Origin of the sequence: Trabulsiella odontotermitis, assembly GCF_030053895.1 — a bacterium.
Taxonomy (GTDB): Bacteria; Pseudomonadota; Gammaproteobacteria; order Enterobacterales; family Enterobacteriaceae; genus Trabulsiella; species Trabulsiella odontotermitis_C.
Map to the genome: position 1 here is coordinate 1,942,505 of NZ_CP125781.1, position 15,073 is coordinate 1,957,577.

The 15,073-nt window shown below is 51.6% G+C and carries 18 protein-coding genes; 13 read left to right on the forward strand and 5 right to left on the reverse strand.

The window, feature by feature from the left end:
* The first annotated feature begins 70 nt into the window (after positions 1-70).
* From QMG90_RS09245 to QMG90_RS09285, 9 genes are all read left to right on the forward strand, one after another.
* Positions 71-694: a fimbrial protein gene (locus QMG90_RS09245; RefSeq protein ID WP_283283532.1), complete on the forward strand. Its 624-nt coding sequence runs from the start codon at positions 71-73 to the stop codon at positions 692-694.
* Positions 695-755: 61 nt separating this feature from the next.
* Positions 756-1,484 carry a fimbrial chaperone gene (locus tag QMG90_RS09250; RefSeq protein WP_283283533.1) on the forward strand — a complete coding sequence of 243 codons (729 nt, stop codon included), beginning with the start codon at positions 756-758 and terminating at the stop codon, positions 1,482-1,484.
* 25 nt (positions 1,485-1,509) lie between these two features.
* A complete protein-coding gene (locus QMG90_RS09255) occupies positions 1,510-4,089 on the forward strand; it encodes a fimbria/pilus outer membrane usher protein (protein ID WP_283283535.1) in 2,580 nt (859 codons plus the stop codon).
* Positions 4,080-4,643, forward strand: coding sequence for a fimbrial protein (locus QMG90_RS09260; RefSeq protein WP_283283536.1), 564 nt, complete (start codon positions 4,080-4,082; stop codon positions 4,641-4,643). The genes QMG90_RS09255 and QMG90_RS09260 overlap by 10 nt, the downstream gene beginning before the upstream one ends.
* An 11-nt stretch (positions 4,644-4,654) precedes the next feature.
* Positions 4,655-5,218, forward strand: coding sequence for a fimbrial protein (locus tag QMG90_RS09265; protein ID WP_283283537.1), 564 nt, complete (start codon positions 4,655-4,657; stop codon positions 5,216-5,218).
* A gap of 15 nt (positions 5,219-5,233) precedes the next feature.
* On the forward strand, positions 5,234-5,830 hold the full coding sequence (locus QMG90_RS09270) for a fimbrial protein (RefSeq protein ID WP_283283538.1): 597 nt from the start codon (positions 5,234-5,236) through the stop codon (positions 5,828-5,830).
* A 12-nt stretch (positions 5,831-5,842) separates the two neighbouring features.
* Entirely contained in the window at positions 5,843-6,550 is a 708-nt protein-coding gene (locus QMG90_RS09275; RefSeq protein ID WP_283283539.1) for a fimbrial protein, read from the forward strand.
* A gap of 11 nt (positions 6,551-6,561) precedes the next feature.
* The gene (locus tag QMG90_RS09280; protein WP_283283540.1) at positions 6,562-7,761 is read left to right on the forward strand and encodes a fimbrial protein; all 1,200 of its coding nucleotides are present in this window, start codon (positions 6,562-6,564) and stop codon (positions 7,759-7,761) included.
* Positions 7,762-8,263: 502 nt separating this feature from the next.
* Positions 8,264-9,451 carry a fimbrial protein gene (locus tag QMG90_RS09285; protein ID WP_283283541.1) on the forward strand — a complete coding sequence of 396 codons (1,188 nt, stop codon included), beginning with the start codon at positions 8,264-8,266 and terminating at the stop codon, positions 9,449-9,451.
* 45 nt (positions 9,452-9,496) lie between these two features.
* On the opposite strand, the gene QMG90_RS09290 is transcribed toward QMG90_RS09285, so the two are convergent.
* Positions 9,497-9,724 carry a YccJ family protein gene (locus QMG90_RS09290; protein WP_283283542.1) on the reverse strand — a complete coding sequence of 76 codons (228 nt, stop codon included), beginning with the start codon at positions 9,722-9,724 and terminating at the stop codon, positions 9,497-9,499.
* Between the two features lie 36 nt (positions 9,725-9,760).
* Positions 9,761-10,357, reverse strand: coding sequence for an NAD(P)H:quinone oxidoreductase (wrbA, locus tag QMG90_RS09295; RefSeq protein WP_283283543.1), 597 nt, complete (start codon positions 10,355-10,357; stop codon positions 9,761-9,763).
* 384 nt (positions 10,358-10,741) lie between these two features.
* Between wrbA and QMG90_RS09300 the strand changes: the two genes are divergently transcribed.
* Both QMG90_RS09300 and rutR read left to right on the forward strand, forming a co-directional pair.
* Positions 10,742-10,909, forward strand: a complete 168-nt coding sequence (locus tag QMG90_RS09300; protein WP_283283544.1) for a con-10 family general stress protein — start codon at positions 10,742-10,744, stop codon at positions 10,907-10,909.
* Positions 10,910-11,013: 104 nt separating this feature from the next.
* Entirely contained in the window at positions 11,014-11,652 is a 639-nt protein-coding gene (gene rutR, locus QMG90_RS09305) for an HTH-type transcriptional regulator RutR (protein WP_283283545.1), read from the forward strand.
* Here the strand turns inward: rutR and QMG90_RS09310 are convergent.
* The 3 genes from QMG90_RS09310 to QMG90_RS09320 are packed head-to-tail and all read right to left on the reverse strand — an operon-like array spanning position 11,649 to position 13,404.
* The gene (locus QMG90_RS09310; RefSeq protein WP_283283546.1) at positions 11,649-12,044 is read right to left on the reverse strand and encodes a lysozyme inhibitor LprI family protein; all 396 of its coding nucleotides are present in this window, start codon (positions 12,042-12,044) and stop codon (positions 11,649-11,651) included. The genes rutR and QMG90_RS09310 overlap by 4 nt on opposite strands.
* Positions 12,045-12,092: 48 nt before the next feature.
* Positions 12,093-12,575 (reverse strand): hypothetical protein, encoded by a 483-nt coding sequence (locus tag QMG90_RS09315; RefSeq protein ID WP_283283547.1) that lies wholly within the window; start codon positions 12,573-12,575, stop codon positions 12,093-12,095.
* A complete protein-coding gene (locus tag QMG90_RS09320) occupies positions 12,568-13,404 on the reverse strand; it encodes a winged helix-turn-helix domain-containing protein (protein ID WP_283283548.1) in 837 nt (278 codons plus the stop codon). Before QMG90_RS09320 ends, QMG90_RS09315 begins: the two co-directional genes overlap by 8 nt.
* 272 nt (positions 13,405-13,676) lie before the next feature.
* On the opposite strand from QMG90_RS09320, the gene QMG90_RS09325 reads away from it, so the two are divergent.
* Together QMG90_RS09325 and QMG90_RS22460 are read left to right on the forward strand one after the other, a co-directional pair.
* The gene (locus QMG90_RS09325) at positions 13,677-14,657 is read left to right on the forward strand and encodes an IS5-like element ISKpn26 family transposase (RefSeq protein ID WP_000019473.1); all 981 of its coding nucleotides are present in this window, start codon (positions 13,677-13,679) and stop codon (positions 14,655-14,657) included.
* The gene (locus QMG90_RS22460; protein WP_346733141.1) at positions 14,639-14,848 is read left to right on the forward strand and encodes a hypothetical protein; all 210 of its coding nucleotides are present in this window, start codon (positions 14,639-14,641) and stop codon (positions 14,846-14,848) included. The genes QMG90_RS09325 and QMG90_RS22460 overlap by 19 nt, the downstream gene beginning before the upstream one ends.
* Positions 14,849-15,073 lie beyond the last annotated feature (225 nt).

Here is a 15,073-nt window from a genome sequence, read left to right on the forward strand (position 1 = left end):
CACTCCTGCAATAAAATTTTCTGGATGAATGTGAGTCGGGGTTTGTTTTCATATGCAAAAAGGAACTTGTATGTCTCTAATCACTAAAGTAACAAAGGTTTCCCTTCTGGCGCTGTGCATGGCGGCGGCTGGGGCGCAAGCAGCTGACGACGGTGTCGTGAACGATGACGGCGGCGTTACGCTTTTGGGTCACGTCTATGCCGGCACCTGTACTGTCACGACTGACGGCCAGAGCTCTACCGATACCATCCGTCCGGAAGTCACTATGCCGAGCGTGCTGGTGGCGGATACCTCCAGTGCCAGTGTGGGTGACCTGGTGGGTGACGGCTACACGCCATTTAAAATTGAAATTTCTAACTGCGCCAGCGACACGGCACCGAGGGCAATTCAGTTTAACAAAGGCGTTTATGGTTCAGACGCCGCAGACGTCAGCAGCTATAAAAATGCTTACATCGGCAAGGGCGGTACACCGGTCGCGACAGGGGTTAACGCCGCTATCGTATCACTGGATGCACCGACTGCCGCAGTGGCGTTTAATACAGAAATTCCACTGGTTGAAACCTCAGATAGCGCGACGACAGGAGCAGATTATGTCGGTAGCGTGACGATGGGGGCGCAATTCATTAAAACGGCGGCAACGGTCACTTCGGGTGCGTTCCAGTCCATCGCGACCTTTGACATTGTCTATCAGTAATTGATGACCTGCCCAAAGCAGTGCCTTTTCGGACTGCGGCGGGCATTATATCGAGTCTATTATGAAAAAAGTTATTCTTGCTGGCATCATTGCTGGCCTGTGTACTGCTGTTCTCAGCCAGCCAGCAATGGCCGATCTGGTTCTGTCCGGCACACGCGTGATATATCCCGCGGACAAAAAAGATGTCACTATTCAAATGACCAATAAAGGCAAACGGCCTTTATTAGCCCAGTCATGGATTGATGCCGGTGATCCTTCCGCGCGTCCTGAATCCGTCGACGTTCCCTTTTTTTTAACACCGCCAGTGTCGCGTATCGATCCTGAAAAAGGGCAAACACTGCGGCTGGTTTATAACCAGCCAACATTACCGAAAGATCGCGAAAGTCTTTATTGGCTCAATGTTCTGGAAATTCCGTCAAAAGCGAAAGCCGGCGAAAAAAAGACTGATAATAATACGCTGCAACTGGCTTTCCGTACGCGCATAAAAATATTTTTCCGCCCGGGAAATTTAAAACCGTTGCCGAATGAAGCGGCGGCAAAAGTGGTCTGGCAGAAAAGCGGCGATAACAAAATTACCGCCGATAACCCGACCCCGTATTACATCTCCTATTCGAATATCGATCTGGTTTCCGGCAGTCGCACGCTCGATATGGGCGACACCATGCTGGCCCCGTTCAGCAAAGCGGATCTCACCGCGAAGCAATCCATCACTGGCGCAGGCTGGAAAGTGAAATACACCTCGATTAACGATTACGGCGGTGCCGATCTGGCAGAAACGCCGCTCAAGTAATCGAGTCAGCGAGTAAGAGAAAAGCATGAAGCCACTGAAACTATCACTCATAACGTTATCCATCCTGGCCGCCATTGCGCAAGCCAGTGCGGCCGATGCCGTGGCGAACGTGAGCAGTGCTGTGACGCAACCCGTTGAAGAAACAGCGACATCCTCATCAGAAGATGAGGTTGAGTTTGATGGCGGTTTTATCAGCGGTTATGGCATCGACGTCAAAAAGTTCAGTAAAGGCAACCCGGTGATCCCCGGCGAATATCAGGTGCGTTTTCTTACCAACACGCTAGATAAAGGCCAGCTCACCGTTAATTTTACTGATAGTGACAAAGACGGCGTTGGTGAACCCTGTTTTACCCGCGGGCTGCTGAAAAGCGCAGGGATAAAACTCCCGGATTCGGTAAAAGACCAGCCGGAAGATACCTGCCTTGTGCTGCGTGACTATATTCCCACTGCCAGCTGGCAGATGGATGTGAACTCGCAGACCTTCACGCTGAACGTGCCGCAGGCTGACACCTTTATCAATGATGACGGCACTGTTGACCCCGAATTATGGCAAAACGGCATTAACGCGCTGTTATTGCAGTACAACCTTAACGGCTACTCGTCGCGCACCAACGATCAGACCACGCGTAATCTGAGCGGCAACTTTAGCGGCGGCATCAACCTTGGCGCGTGGCGCTTACGCTCCAGCGCTTATGCCACCTGGAATGAAGACGCAGGTTATGCGTTTGATACCGGCGATTACTACCTTGAACGCGATGTCGCTTTTTTGCGCGGGCAAGTTCGCCTCGGTAGTGCCTACAGTGACGGCCAGTTGTTTGATTCCTTCAGGGTGAAAGGCGTTACGCTGAAAAGCGACGACCGTATGCTGCCATTCTCAAAGCAGGGCTTTTTCCCGGTGATCCGCGGTGTGGCAGAGACCAACGCCAAAGTGGTCATTAAGCAAGATAACTACGTCATTTATGAAACTACCGTGCCACCAGGCGCGTTTGAGTTCGCCAACATTCGCTCCGGTAACGTCGGTACCGATATTGACGTGGAAGTCACCGAGGCTGACGGTCGGGTAAAAACCTTCACCGTACCGTATTCCACGTCCAGCCAGATGCTGCGCCCCGGCGTCAGCCGCTACAACCTCACGGTGGGTGAATATGACGGCGGTACTAACTACAGCGATAAACCTGTCGTGGCGCAGGGCACCTGGCAACAGGGGCTCAGCAACGCCATTACCGCTTATGCGGGTTTACAGGGCACCGAAAACTACTGGGCGGGCGTGGTTGGTGGCACGCTGAACACCGCAGTGGGGGCGTTCTCTTTTGACGTCACCAACTCCACGACGCAGATCCCGGACGGCAAAAGCTACGTCGGCCAGAGCTACAAGCTCAGCTACGACCAGTATTTCGACACCACCAAAACCAACTTTCAACTGGCGGCGTATCGCTATTCCACCAGTGGCTACTTCAGCCTGTCGGATGCGATGGATTACATCTACGACAATGACATGAATGATCTTTCTGACCTCAGTCGCTCGCGCAACAAATTCCAGCTTAGTGTCAGCCAGACACTCGCCGAAGGTTGGGGTTCGCTCTATGCCAACGCCAGCATTGAAGATTACTGGGACTCTGACGAAGGCAAAAATACCCAGTACCAGTTTGGTTACAACAATAACTGGGGTCGCGTCTCGTACAGCCTGTCGGTCTCGAAATACAAAAACGGTTCCGATGGCAATGATGAGACCCAGTATTTCCTCAACGTCTCCGTGCCGCTGAGTTGGGGATCGGACGGTGACAGCCGCCCGTATTTCGACACCCTGAATATGAGCTATTCCACCAGCGATAAACACGATGCCACCACCAGCATCGGGGCCAGCGGTTACGATCCCGAAAATGAATTCAACTATGGCATCAATGCCAACTACAACCATTCCGGACAACCGGGGCAAAAAGACAACTCGGCCATCAGCGGCAATGCCTCCATCTCAACGCGCGCTGCCCGTTTCGGCGGCACGGTGACCCGCAGCAACGAAGGCGACCAACAGCTCTCCTTAAGCGCCAACGGAGGCGTGATTGGCCACTCTGGTGGCATCACTTTCTCACCGGACATCAACCTCAACGGCCCGATGGCGCTGATTGAAGCGAAAGGCGCCGAGGGAAGCAAAGTGCAGAACGGCAGCGCACGCGTTGACAGCAACGGTTACGCCCTCGCCACCAGCCTGTCGCCGTATATCGAAAACAAAGTCGGTCTTGATATCAGCACGCTCGAAACCGATACCGAGCTGAAAAACACCATCAGTACCGTGATCCCCCATGATGGCTCTGTGGTGCGCGTCAAATTTGATACCGACGCTCGCCGCTTCGTGTTGTTTGTGGCTCATCGTTCGCAAGGCTTGATCCCGCTTGGTGCGGATATCTACAACGCCGCCGGAGAGCATATCGGTTACGCCGGGCAGGGCGGCAAACTGATGACCCGTGGCGCGGGGCCAGAGGAAGAAATTACCGTCAAATGGGGAGAGGGTAACGACATGCAGTGTCGCTTCCGCACGCCGTCAACACTGAGCGATGCAGACGATGCACAGGGAACTACCACCGTGGAGGGAATGTTATGTCGTTAAGAACATGGGCGCTAAGTCTGGCGCTGGCAGGGCTGGTTTCACCGGTGGCGATGGCTGATTCGCTGAATATGGACTTCAAAGCGAAAATTCTGGCGGAAACCTGCACCTTCGCTGCGACCAGTCAGAGTTTTGACTTCGGCAGCAATATTTTTCCGCAAAACATACTCAATAAAAACGTCACGGCCACGCATGAAATCAGCGTCAGTTCCTGCACCGCTGCACCGCAAAACATCAAGTTCTATCTCACCCCGGTGTCGGGCAGCAATACGGCGACAGACGTCGACAACCATACAGTACTCTCCACCAAAGAGAGTAACGCCGGGTTTGGCATTCTGGTTCAGTTGGTGGTGACCGATGGCGCCGGGACAGCGTCCAGCCTGACGCCATTGCCTTTCAGCATTGATAACGCGCTTGATTTCAGTAAACGCAATATGAGCGGCGGCAAAATTCGTCTCGATGCCACGCTGATGCCGCTGAAAGACAGCAACTATGGCGCGGCGCTTCGCACTGGTGCGTTCACGGCTGCCGCTACGCTCAACATTGTTTATTACTGAGGAATGACACGATGACAACGCGATGGCTTCCTCTTTTATCGTACCTGCTGGCACTGCCGGCGATGGCAGATGAGTCAGGCAACCAGGTGCAGCTTTCTTTTAGCGGCCAGGTTGCCATTCCAACCTGCAAGCTGGTGATCCCGGAAAAATATCTCGAACTGCCGGGCGCGCTGGTGAGTGATTTTTCACCACTGGCGGCGGGTGATACCTATGGCGAAAAAGCATTCACCGTCAGCGTTGCTGAATGCACGGGCGGCAGGGATCAGGTGAGCGATGTATTACTGACTTTCGCGGCGAAAAATGGCGATACCGACGCCCGCTTCGCCGCCTTTAACAACCAGGTCGAAGACAAAGGCGACCCGTCGGCAACGGGCATTGCCGTGGTGATTCAGGATGCCCGTGACGACAGCAGCGTACTGGGGAGTGACGGTAATCCCCGTTATCTCATTTACCCGACGGCGGAATACCCGGTCGGCAGCGACTATCACTTCACCGCCCGCTATATCAAAACGGCGGATAACGTCCGGTCAGGCTTTTTTTACGCCGACGTGATCATTACAGCAACTTATGGATAACACAGGGAAACAGTTATGAAAAAAACTCTGTTTACAGTAGCGATGCTGGCATCGCTGAGCATCACCCCTCATGCACAGGCGGCGAGTGAAGCCCTGACTTTAACGGTGAATGCCACCATTCAGCCGGGTACCTGTTATTTCGACAGCACTGCGCTGACGTTTGATTTCGGCACGGTTTACCCTGCCGATATTATGGCATCCGACAGCACCTTGCGCCCGTATGCGGATAACACGGTGACTGCGGTGGCGGATACGAAATCTTCCAGTAAGGCTGACCGACATACCGCCTGCGACCAGGCTTCAACCGCGATGAATTTTAATATCGACGCTAAAGGGCATTCTGCGATGGGCGTCGATGGTAATAACATTATTACGCTACTCAGCGATAGCACGAAAACCGGCTCCGTGGCGGCGGGGTTTGGCATTGCGGTTTACCAGCTCGACAGCAATAACGTGGAAACCCCCATCAGCCTCAGTAATAACACCAATGTCGGTAACCCAGGTAACTTTACCCTGCGGGCCAGACTGCTGCCGTTACAGAACTCGACACCAGCAGATATTACCAGCGGTTACATTAACGCCCAGGCAACGCTGAATATCAGCTATCAGTAAAGGATGACAAAAATGAAAAAATACGCATTAGGTTTTGTTTGTACTGTGATGACGACAGCTTCGCTGGCGGGTGATGGTATTAACACTATCGATCTCACCTTTACCGGCACGGTCGTGCAGCCAAGCTGCAAAATTGTTTTTGATAACAACTCAGCCAATAAGACCATTGATATGGGCACGCTTGATGTTTCCGATCTTCGTTATTACGACGCTAAGGAAGTGGATAGCTCTACCTATGCCAAAAAAAGACAGTCTGATAATTTCCAACTGCAAATTTCTGGCTGTACGCCAGAGAGTGTAACCAAAGACAGTAACGGCAAACAATTTACGCTCACCATTGCGCCTGCTGCGAACTCGGAATGGACAACACCAAGCAGCACCAGTTATATGTCCGGCGGATTAGCCCCGCTTAGCGGTGCCACCGATTTTGCAGCCCGAATCCTGGTACCCGGTACATGGCCGACAACGGCAGAGCCAGACGGCTGGCGCGTATTTACCGTTAGCGGAAATACCCAGGGGCGGAATGATCCACAATCCAATGTGGTAGGTTTTACCACCACGCTCGCCGTCAGTCTTGACGACCTGGTGTCATCCGGCAGCGGCGACAGCCAGGTATGGGCGATGCCGATGCGCGTCGAACTGGGAATGAAAGACGTGAATTTGGGTGAGAATGTTGGTGCGTTTAGTGTCTCGGCGGTGATATCCGTCGCTTACTATTAACCGGTGAAGTTATGTTTCAGGTATTGATTACCCTTTTGACACTCTGCATTATCCTGGCCACGGGAACACTACCAGCACAGGCCTACCTGGTGACAGACGATAGCACGGAAGATAACTGTGTCCCTTTTAGTGGCGAAGCTCAGGTCACACAACTGTCTAATTATCCTGCTGAAGTGAAGGCGGCTGATTTTCTTGCCCTTGCTGACGGACAGTATCTTGTCGCATCAGGGTCAACACAAGTGGGTGGCAATAGCACTCCTGGATTTAAGCTCAGTCTTCGTTGTGACAATCTTGGAGCCCCGCAAACCAGCAGTGTTTTTAAAAGCGAAGTTGAATCAGCAGGTAATGGGGTGATAACGGTTAACCAGTCTTCATTTACCTCCGGACTACATTCCACGATTGTTAAAGATGATTCCAATGGTGGTGTTACACTGGTGAGAACCAATGTCCAGGGGTTATATCGTCTGATTATGTTGTTGACAGGGGGGCCGCTAGATTATCCCCCTTCGCAACATACGTATTCAAATGCAACTACCAATTTATCAGCCGCGTTTGCAAAGAGCCAATATGTTGTTGATAACTCTTTTCGCGGAATACCCGAAGGGACGACGATAGTCCCTGCGGTTGCTTCGGTGACCGTTCGCATCAGCGATGATAATGAGAGAGAGAGTAGTGGTGTTAATAAAGGTGTGAGCACGTACTACTTACATTTAAATTCAGAAAGCAACCCTATCATGAAAATCACCTCAACCTGTCAGTACACTTTATCTGACGGTGGTAATGTTGATTTCGGCGGTCAGCGGGTTTCTCAGATAACTGATGACCGTAATACCACCATCAAACGCGCAATGACGCTGAATATGGACAACTGCTACGGGGTGAATAAAGTAAAAACCTATATCACCACCACGGCAACAACCTCAGATTCCGGGCTACTGCTCAATAATGGCGTAGTGGACGGTGCGAAAAACGTTGCCGTGGCCTTACGGGTAAATCCGTCGTATACCGAAAGCGGTAATGCAGGCGATAACGCCGGTAAGGACATGTACTTCGACAGCAGTAATCCGCTGGAGTGGAATTTCGGTAATTCGTATCTCGTCACGCCGCTCAGCAAGCATATCCCGCTGGATGTCTACCTGCTGCGCACCGGTGGCGAACCCACACCCGGCGAGTATCACGCTACCGCGACCATCATGATGGATTTTATCTGACGCAAATCACAACGTACCCCTTAACGTTAAAAGACTGCCCGGTGGATGCGTCAGCCCACTGGCGCAGTTAACCGCAATACTACGAATTGGCTATAAAATTAACCTTCCTCCCTTATTTATTTCCATCATATTGATAGAAAACTTATTTAGCATTGCCAATGCGAATGGCTAAATGTTTTATACTGTTTTCATATGTGCTTTTCATTTCTGAAACAATCAATATTTACTTAAGTGTAAAGTAAGTTAATGTTCTCTTCTGTGCGGGAGCGGGCTGTATAATATCCCTCGATTTAATATTTATTGCTATGAATGCAATAAGGATTTCTTTTCTGGCATTGAGTCTTGCAGCGGCAGGAAAACAGGTTATAGACGATGAAGTAATGGGGCATGGAAGCGTATGCGCGATGCCTGTGCATGTCAAACTGGGGTATCAATGAGGGAATGTTGGTGCGTTTAGTGTCTCGGCGGTGATATCCGTTGCTTACTATTAATCGGTGAAGTTATGTTTCAGGTATTCTTTAAACTCTTTACGCTCGTCGTTATCCTGGTAGCAGGAACGACCTCAGCACAGGCGTATATGGTGAAGACTAATAGCACAGAGGAGAATTGCGTCCCTGCTACCCCCTATACTCAGGTGAGTGTTATAGCGGGGAAGTTAGTTCAACTGCAAGCGTCCGATTTTTTGAACCTTGCTGATGGACAATATCTTTTTGCTAGTGGGTCGGCGTTCATTGGCGGCTCGACGAGTGCGTCATTTAAGTTTAGCCTGCGCTGCGACAATCTCGGCGAACCACAAAGCAGCATTGTTTATAAAAGTGAATTTGAAGCCAGTGCTTCCGTCATCGTGGTTGACCAATCTTCGATTCTCGAGAAAGTTACCCCAATAATTAATGATGAGACAGGCAAGGCCGCACTGGTTAAAACAAATGTTCAGGGGTTGTACTCGGTGATTAGACTGAGAGCCGGCGCGGATGTCATTGATTACCCACCTTCACGGCTTAGCATTTCAGCACTCAGTGTGTCTAACTCGAATGCAGATGGTCGATATGTTGTTGATAACTCTTTCCGCGGAATACCCGAGGGGATGACGATTATACCGGCAGTACCTTCAATACAATTTATGGTCAGCGACGAGAATGATGGGAGTAAAAATGCGGCTGACAAAGGTATGGCCACGTTAGTTTTACATCTTGCTAATGAAACCAACCCAGTGGTGAAAATCACCTCAACCTGTCAGTACACTTTATCTGACGGTGGCAATGTTGATTTCGGCGGTCAGCGGCTTTCTCAGATAACCGATGACCGTAATACCACCATCAAACGCGCAATGACGCTGAATATGGACAACTGCTACGGGGTGAATAAAGTGAAAACGTATATCACCACCACGGGAACGAGCTCTGATTCAGGGTTATTGCTGAATAATAGCGTCAGTGATGGGGCGAAAAACGTCGCTGTCGCGTTACGCGTAAATCCGTCGTATACCGAAAGCGGTAATGCAGGCGATAACGCCGGTAAGGACATGTACTTCGACAGCAGTAATCCGCTGGAGTGGAATTTCGGTAATACGTGGGAAGTGACGCCGCTCAGCAAGCACATTCCGCTGGATGTGTACCTGCTGCGCACCGGTGGCGAACCGACGCCTGGCGACTACCACGCTACCGCGACCATCATGATGGATTTTATCTGACGCAATAAAAACCCCCGCCAGTGGCGGGGGGAGGGTGGGTGGTGATCAGACGTTTTTACGTTCGATGGTTTGTTCGCCCCAGAAGAGCGAATCTTTGTCGGTCTTCTCAAACGCGCGGATCAAGACTTCATCGCTGCCTTCTTCCCAGATTTTCTCCGCCAGCTTTTCGTCATACTCCGCGGCTTCAAAAATGGCTTCGGCAATTTCGGGAGAAGTGTTTCGCAAACTTGCCCATTCGCCTACGTGATGTGCCTTTGCTTCATTACTCGGCATGTGTCTCCTCCTGTGGAATTCGGTTGAAGGTCAGCGTTAGCCGTTCAGTTTTTTTGCCAGTCCGGCGACGTACTCACCCTGATATCGTGCAATGGAAAGTTCTTCCTGGCTCGGCTGGCGTGAACCGTCGCCGCCGGCAATAGTGGTCGCGCCATACGGCGTGCCGCCGCGCACCAGGGAGACGTCAAACAGTTCCTGCGCCGCGTAGCCAATCGGTACAATCACCATGCCGTGGTGGGCGAGCGTCGTCCAGGTGGAGGTAATCGTCTGTTCCTGACCACCGCCGGTCCCTGTCGAGCTAAAGACGCTCGCCAGTTTGCCGTACAGCCCGCCGGAAGCCCAAAGCCCGCCGGTCTGGTCGAGGAACGTGCGCATCTGCCCCGACATGTTGCCAAAACGGGTTGGCGTGCCGAAGATGATGGCGTCATAGTCAGCCAGTTCCTGTGGCGTGGCAACGGGTGCGTTCTGCGCTTTACCACCGGCTTTTTCGAAAACCTCGGCAGGCATGGTTTCCGGGACGCGTTTTACCACCACTTCTACACCGTCAACCTTGTTTGCCCCTTCGGCCACCGCTTTCGCCATGGTTTCAATGTGTCCGTACATGGAATAATAAAGCACCAAAATCTTTGCCATTTGCTTCACTCCTCGATTTTCATAGTTAACAGCCTGTGGCTGCCCTCCTTTAAAGATAAGTCGTGTGGCTGAGAGTGCAACTATCACTACCACTTCTTTGATTCATAACAAAAATGTCAAATTTCGGTTTTGTTGTAATTTGATACATTTTCCGCGCTGCCGCTTTTGACAGTGATAAGAGATGCTTATCGATCACGAAACGGGAAACTCACCCGAAAGTCGGAGATCCTGTTGCAGAATATTTCGATTAGCTGGCTGTCCGGGCGAGGTTTACTAAGATTAGTTCCACGGCGAGGGAATACTTCTCTACGTCGCAGGTGAAAGAATTCTCTTTTACTGAATGCAATATGATGTCTAATGTTTTCACATAACCGGAGGTTAGTTATGGCAAACCATCGTGGTGGAGCCGGCAATTTTGCCGAAGACCGTGACAGAGCATCAGAAGCAGGTCGTAAAGGTGGTCAGCACAGCGGCGGTAATTTTAAAAATGATCCGCAGCGTGCCTCGGAAGCAGGCAAAAAAGGGGGTAAAAACAGCCATGGCGGCAAATAATTGCTGAGTGACTGTAACATCCCTGCCGCCGGGTTCCTCCCGGCGGTTTTGTTTGTGCCCTGCCTTTTGTTATCCTGTCCGCGCATAACAAAAGGAGAGGGCGGATGGCGCAGGGCGCAGCAACAAAAACCGGTAAGCGTTCACGGGCAGTGAGTGCAAAAAAGCAGGCCATTCTTAACGCGGCGCTGAATACCTTTTCGCAATATGGCATCCACGGTACCCGGCTGGAGCAGGTGGCGGAACAGGCGGGCGTCTCAAAAACCAATCTGCTCTACTATTTCCCCTCCAAAGAAGCCCTGTACGTTGAGGTACTGCGGCAGATCCTCGACATCTGGCTGGCGCCGCTGCGCGCGTTTCGTGAAGATTTTACCCCGCTGGTGGCGATCAAAGAGTACATCCGTCTGAAGCTTGAAGTCTCCCGCGACTACCCGGAAGCCTCAAGGCTGTTCTGTCTGGAGATGTTGCAGGGCGCGCCGCTGTTGATGGGCGAACTGACCGGGGATCTGAAAACGTTAATTGATGACAAGTCGGCGATCATCGCCGGGTGGATAGCGAGCGGCAAGCTGGCGCCCGTCGACCCGCACCATCTGATTTTTATGATCTGGGCATCCACTCAGCACTATGCCGATTTCGCCACCCAGGTAGAGGCGGTCACTGGCCGTACGCTGAAAGACGAGGCGTTCTTTCAGCGTACGGTAGAAAACGTACAGCGGATGATCATCGAAGGGATCCGCGTTCGTTAATTCCCCGGCGGTAGCGGGCAGCTCAGGTCGCCTTCTTCGCACTGCAACAGCGAGGCGAGAAACGCTTCGCGCTCAACGGTTTTGTCCGCCATGCACTGGTTTTCGACCATCGGCTGAACACTGCCGCCGGTGGAGCCGGAGCTCATAAACGCACAGTCCGCGTCGCGCAGGGCAATCCACGCGTTTTGCGCCTTTTTCAACAGCTCGCGCTGTGCCGGTACCGCACGCTTAAGCGCATTCTGATACGTTTCGTTGAGTTTTTTATCGGCGGCCTGATACTGCGCGGCGGTGCAGGTGTTCAGTTCCGCCTGGGTGCCTGCACTGGCGCATTCATCAGCCAGCGCACCGGCGCTGAAGGCCAGCGCGCTAAACATAATCAGTATACGTTTCATTATCATCTCCCGATGTCATAATGAAACGTAGTATACCTGTTCTGCGCTTCAATGCGCGCAGAAGAAGATAGGACGTTGCCCAACCGTGAACAGGAACCCTTTTTTGTCCTGCGGGAGAATGGAATAGGTAATATTTTTATCAGGATAGACGTAAAAATCCGGCAGGATGTCGTCCATCACATCGTCCGGCAGGGTCTCATCATTCGACATTTTGTTGATACTCGTCGAATGCAGGCGCACTTCGTTTTTATTTTCGCTCCAGCTATAAGCCACTTCGCGGCGCACCGTCCCCACCACTTTATTGTTTTCGCTGTAGGTTCCGCTCACCGACACCACGCCCGTATGGGCCTTGGTTGAATACATAAAATCCAGCATCAGATTGGCGCGCACGTCGCCGGAATAGATCCGCACGGGCGCAGAGCAGCGCTCCGGCTGGTAGATTTTATCGACCTGAAAAGTGAAGTGATAGGAGATTGCGCCCCCTAACACCAGAAGAATGAGGCAACCCAGCGTTGTTTTTGTTCTAGTCACGAGCAACCCCACGGAAATAGAGCGAAACGCAGCCAGAGTCGCTGGCGTCGTTATAAGGTTTTTGGCAGATCAGCGCCGTCAGCGCAGGCATGGCATTGGATGACGGGAAGTACACCCATGGGTATTTCTGGCAGTCCAGCCCCGTGTTAATAATGGTGGCTTTATCTTTCTGGAATGGACTGTTGTCGTCGATTTCATCCTCGGTGGAGTAGAAGTGGCAGCCATTGCTGGTTTCGAACAGGGTGTAATTCTCGAACAGCGAATCGTTAGCATTCACAAAGGTGGCGCCGTAGACGACCAGCACGCCTAGCAGAAAGGCCACAGCCATATGCAATGCCGGCCATTTGTTATCACGCAGCACACAGACCCGACGGCGGGGCTTCGCCAGCGATTTGACAATGCGCTGGGTATCGGCAGCGAGAGGCGCGTCCGGCGTGGCTGGTGGTTCGTAAAGCGCTTCCACCTGCGCGGTGTTGTGGTATTCCTCCGCGCTGATGCGTACCACTTTCACGTTGCTCTCAATCTGAAAGCCCCGGCGCGACACCGTGGCGAGAATGGTTTTATCGGTTTCCCCAACGGCCCGCAGCCCGCGACGGACGATAGAAATGTTCTGGTAAAGGGTGTTGGTCGGCACCTGCACCACTTCGTCAGGCCACACTTTTTCGAAAAAGGTCTGGTGCAACACCACGCTGTGCGCCGCTTCCAGCAGCAACACAAGACAACGGCTGGCCGGTCGGGTTAACAGCACCGACAGTTCCGGTCTTGACAGCGAAGCCAGCTTGTTTTTTTCGGGTATAAACTCGATGTTATCGTCGATTATCCAAAGCATACGTAAGTTACCGGCAGAGAAATAAAGTTTGGGCGCAACCCCAAAATATGAGTAGTAAAAGCGACATCCTTTTCCAACAGAAGACTGGTGTATTAATAATTCATGTTAACCGCAGTGAAAACGAATCCAGGAATAACTATCAGATTCAGTATGATGGGCAATTAACAATAAGTTAAAAAAATTCCATTTAATGTAACAAGCTAAGGAAGGTGCGAACAAGTTCCTGATATGAGATCATCATATTCATCCGGAGCGCATCCCAGAGGGACATCATGAGCCATCAACTCACCTTCGCCGATAGTGAATTCAGCACTAAGCGCCGTCAGACCCGAAAAGAGATTTTCCTCTCCCGCATGGAGCAGATTCTGCCATGGCAAAACATGGTGGAAGTCATCGAGCCGTTTTATCCCAAGGCGGGCAATGGCCGACGGCCCTATCCGCTGGAGACCATGCTGCGTATTCACTGCATGCAGCATTGGTACAACCTGAGCGACGGTGCCATGGAAGATGCCCTGTACGAAATCGCCTCCATGCGCCTGTTTGCCCGATTATCCCTGGATAGCGCCCTGCCGGATCGCACCACCATCATGAATTTCCGCCACCTGCTCGAGCAGCATCAACTGGCCCGTCAATTGTTCAAGACCATCAATCGCTGGCTGGCCGAAGCAGGCGTCATGATGACCCAAGGCACTTTGGTGGATGCCACCATCATTGAGGCACCCAGCTCTACCAAGAACAAAGAGCAGCAACGCGATCCGGAGATGCATCAGACCAAGAAAGGCAATCAGTGGCACTTTGGCATGAAGGCCCACATTGGTGTCGATGCCAAGAGTGGCCTGACCCACAGCCTAGTCACCACCGCGGCCAACGAGCATGACCTCAATCAGCTGGGTAATCTGCTTCATGGAGAGGAGCAATTTGTCTCAGCCGATGCCGGCTACCAAGGAGCGCCACAGCGCGAGGAGCTGGCCGAGGTGGATGTGGACTGGCTGATCGCCGAGCGTCCCGGCAAGGTAAAAACCTTGAAGCAGCATCCGCGCAAGAACAAAACGGCCATCAACATCGAATACATGAAAGCCAGCATCCGTGCCAGGGTGGAGCACCCGTTTCGCATCATCAAGCGGCAGTTCGGCTTCGTGAAAGCCAGATACAAAGGGCTGCTGAAAAACGATAACCAACTGGCGATGTTATTCACCCTGGCCAACCTGTTTCGGGTGGACCAAATGATACGTCAGTGGGAGAGATCTCAGTAAAAACCGGAAATAACGCCAGAAATGGTGGAAAAAATAGCCTAAATAGGCTGATTCGATGTGTTTGCGGGAAAAAAATCGGCCCAGATCCGCGAAATTTTAATCAGCGAGTCAGCTTGGGAAGAAATGACCTGCTTATTCGCACCTTCCCTAATTTTTCTGCGTTTTTATTACGGCCGGCAGTTATTGCTTAAATTTACTTCAGACATGTTTCGACTTTCAATATGTAATATAAGGAAATCGTATTAAATAGGTGATTTAAGAAATAAATTCTTAGGGAAATACTTAGAATCGCCCGGGTTTACAGGGAATATGCACCATTGATGAAATGCGGGAGATTATACGAAATCAGAAATTGAGCATTTCCTGATATAAGATAAGTTCTCGTTTTGCGGTGCAAAAGCCAGATCAATGAAAAC

What these genes read in the sequence shown, in the direction of transcription:
- rutR (WP_283283545.1), top strand. Translation starts at nt 11,014, where the DNA reads ATGGCGCAGGGCGCAGCAACAAAAACCGGTAAGCGTTCACGGGCAGTG.
- QMG90_RS09310 (WP_283283546.1), bottom strand. Translation starts at nt 12,044, where the DNA reads ATGAAACGTATACTGATTATGTTTAGCGCGCTGGCCTTCAGCGCCGGT.
- wrbA (WP_283283543.1), bottom strand. Translation starts at nt 10,357, where the DNA reads ATGGCAAAGATTTTGGTGCTTTATTATTCCATGTACGGACACATTGAA.
- QMG90_RS09325 (WP_000019473.1), top strand. Translation starts at nt 13,677, where the DNA reads ATGAGCCATCAACTCACCTTCGCCGATAGTGAATTCAGCACTAAGCGC.
- QMG90_RS09320 (WP_283283548.1), bottom strand. Translation starts at nt 13,404, where the DNA reads ATGCTTTGGATAATCGACGATAACATCGAGTTTATACCCGAAAAAAAC.
- QMG90_RS09290 (WP_283283542.1), bottom strand. Translation starts at nt 9,724, where the DNA reads ATGCCGAGTAATGAAGCAAAGGCACATCACGTAGGCGAATGGGCAAGT.
- QMG90_RS09285 (WP_283283541.1), top strand. Translation starts at nt 8,264, where the DNA reads ATGTTTCAGGTATTCTTTAAACTCTTTACGCTCGTCGTTATCCTGGTA.
- QMG90_RS09275 (WP_283283539.1), top strand. Translation starts at nt 5,843, where the DNA reads ATGAAAAAATACGCATTAGGTTTTGTTTGTACTGTGATGACGACAGCT.
- QMG90_RS09300 (WP_283283544.1), top strand. Translation starts at nt 10,742, where the DNA reads ATGGCAAACCATCGTGGTGGAGCCGGCAATTTTGCCGAAGACCGTGAC.
- QMG90_RS09255 (WP_283283535.1), top strand. Translation starts at nt 1,510, where the DNA reads ATGAAGCCACTGAAACTATCACTCATAACGTTATCCATCCTGGCCGCC.
- QMG90_RS09265 (WP_283283537.1), top strand. Translation starts at nt 4,655, where the DNA reads ATGACAACGCGATGGCTTCCTCTTTTATCGTACCTGCTGGCACTGCCG.
- QMG90_RS09270 (WP_283283538.1), top strand. Translation starts at nt 5,234, where the DNA reads ATGAAAAAAACTCTGTTTACAGTAGCGATGCTGGCATCGCTGAGCATC.
- QMG90_RS09250 (WP_283283533.1), top strand. Translation starts at nt 756, where the DNA reads ATGAAAAAAGTTATTCTTGCTGGCATCATTGCTGGCCTGTGTACTGCT.
- QMG90_RS09245 (WP_283283532.1), top strand. Translation starts at nt 71, where the DNA reads ATGTCTCTAATCACTAAAGTAACAAAGGTTTCCCTTCTGGCGCTGTGC.
- QMG90_RS09260 (WP_283283536.1), top strand. Translation starts at nt 4,080, where the DNA reads ATGTCGTTAAGAACATGGGCGCTAAGTCTGGCGCTGGCAGGGCTGGTT.
- QMG90_RS09280 (WP_283283540.1), top strand. Translation starts at nt 6,562, where the DNA reads ATGTTTCAGGTATTGATTACCCTTTTGACACTCTGCATTATCCTGGCC.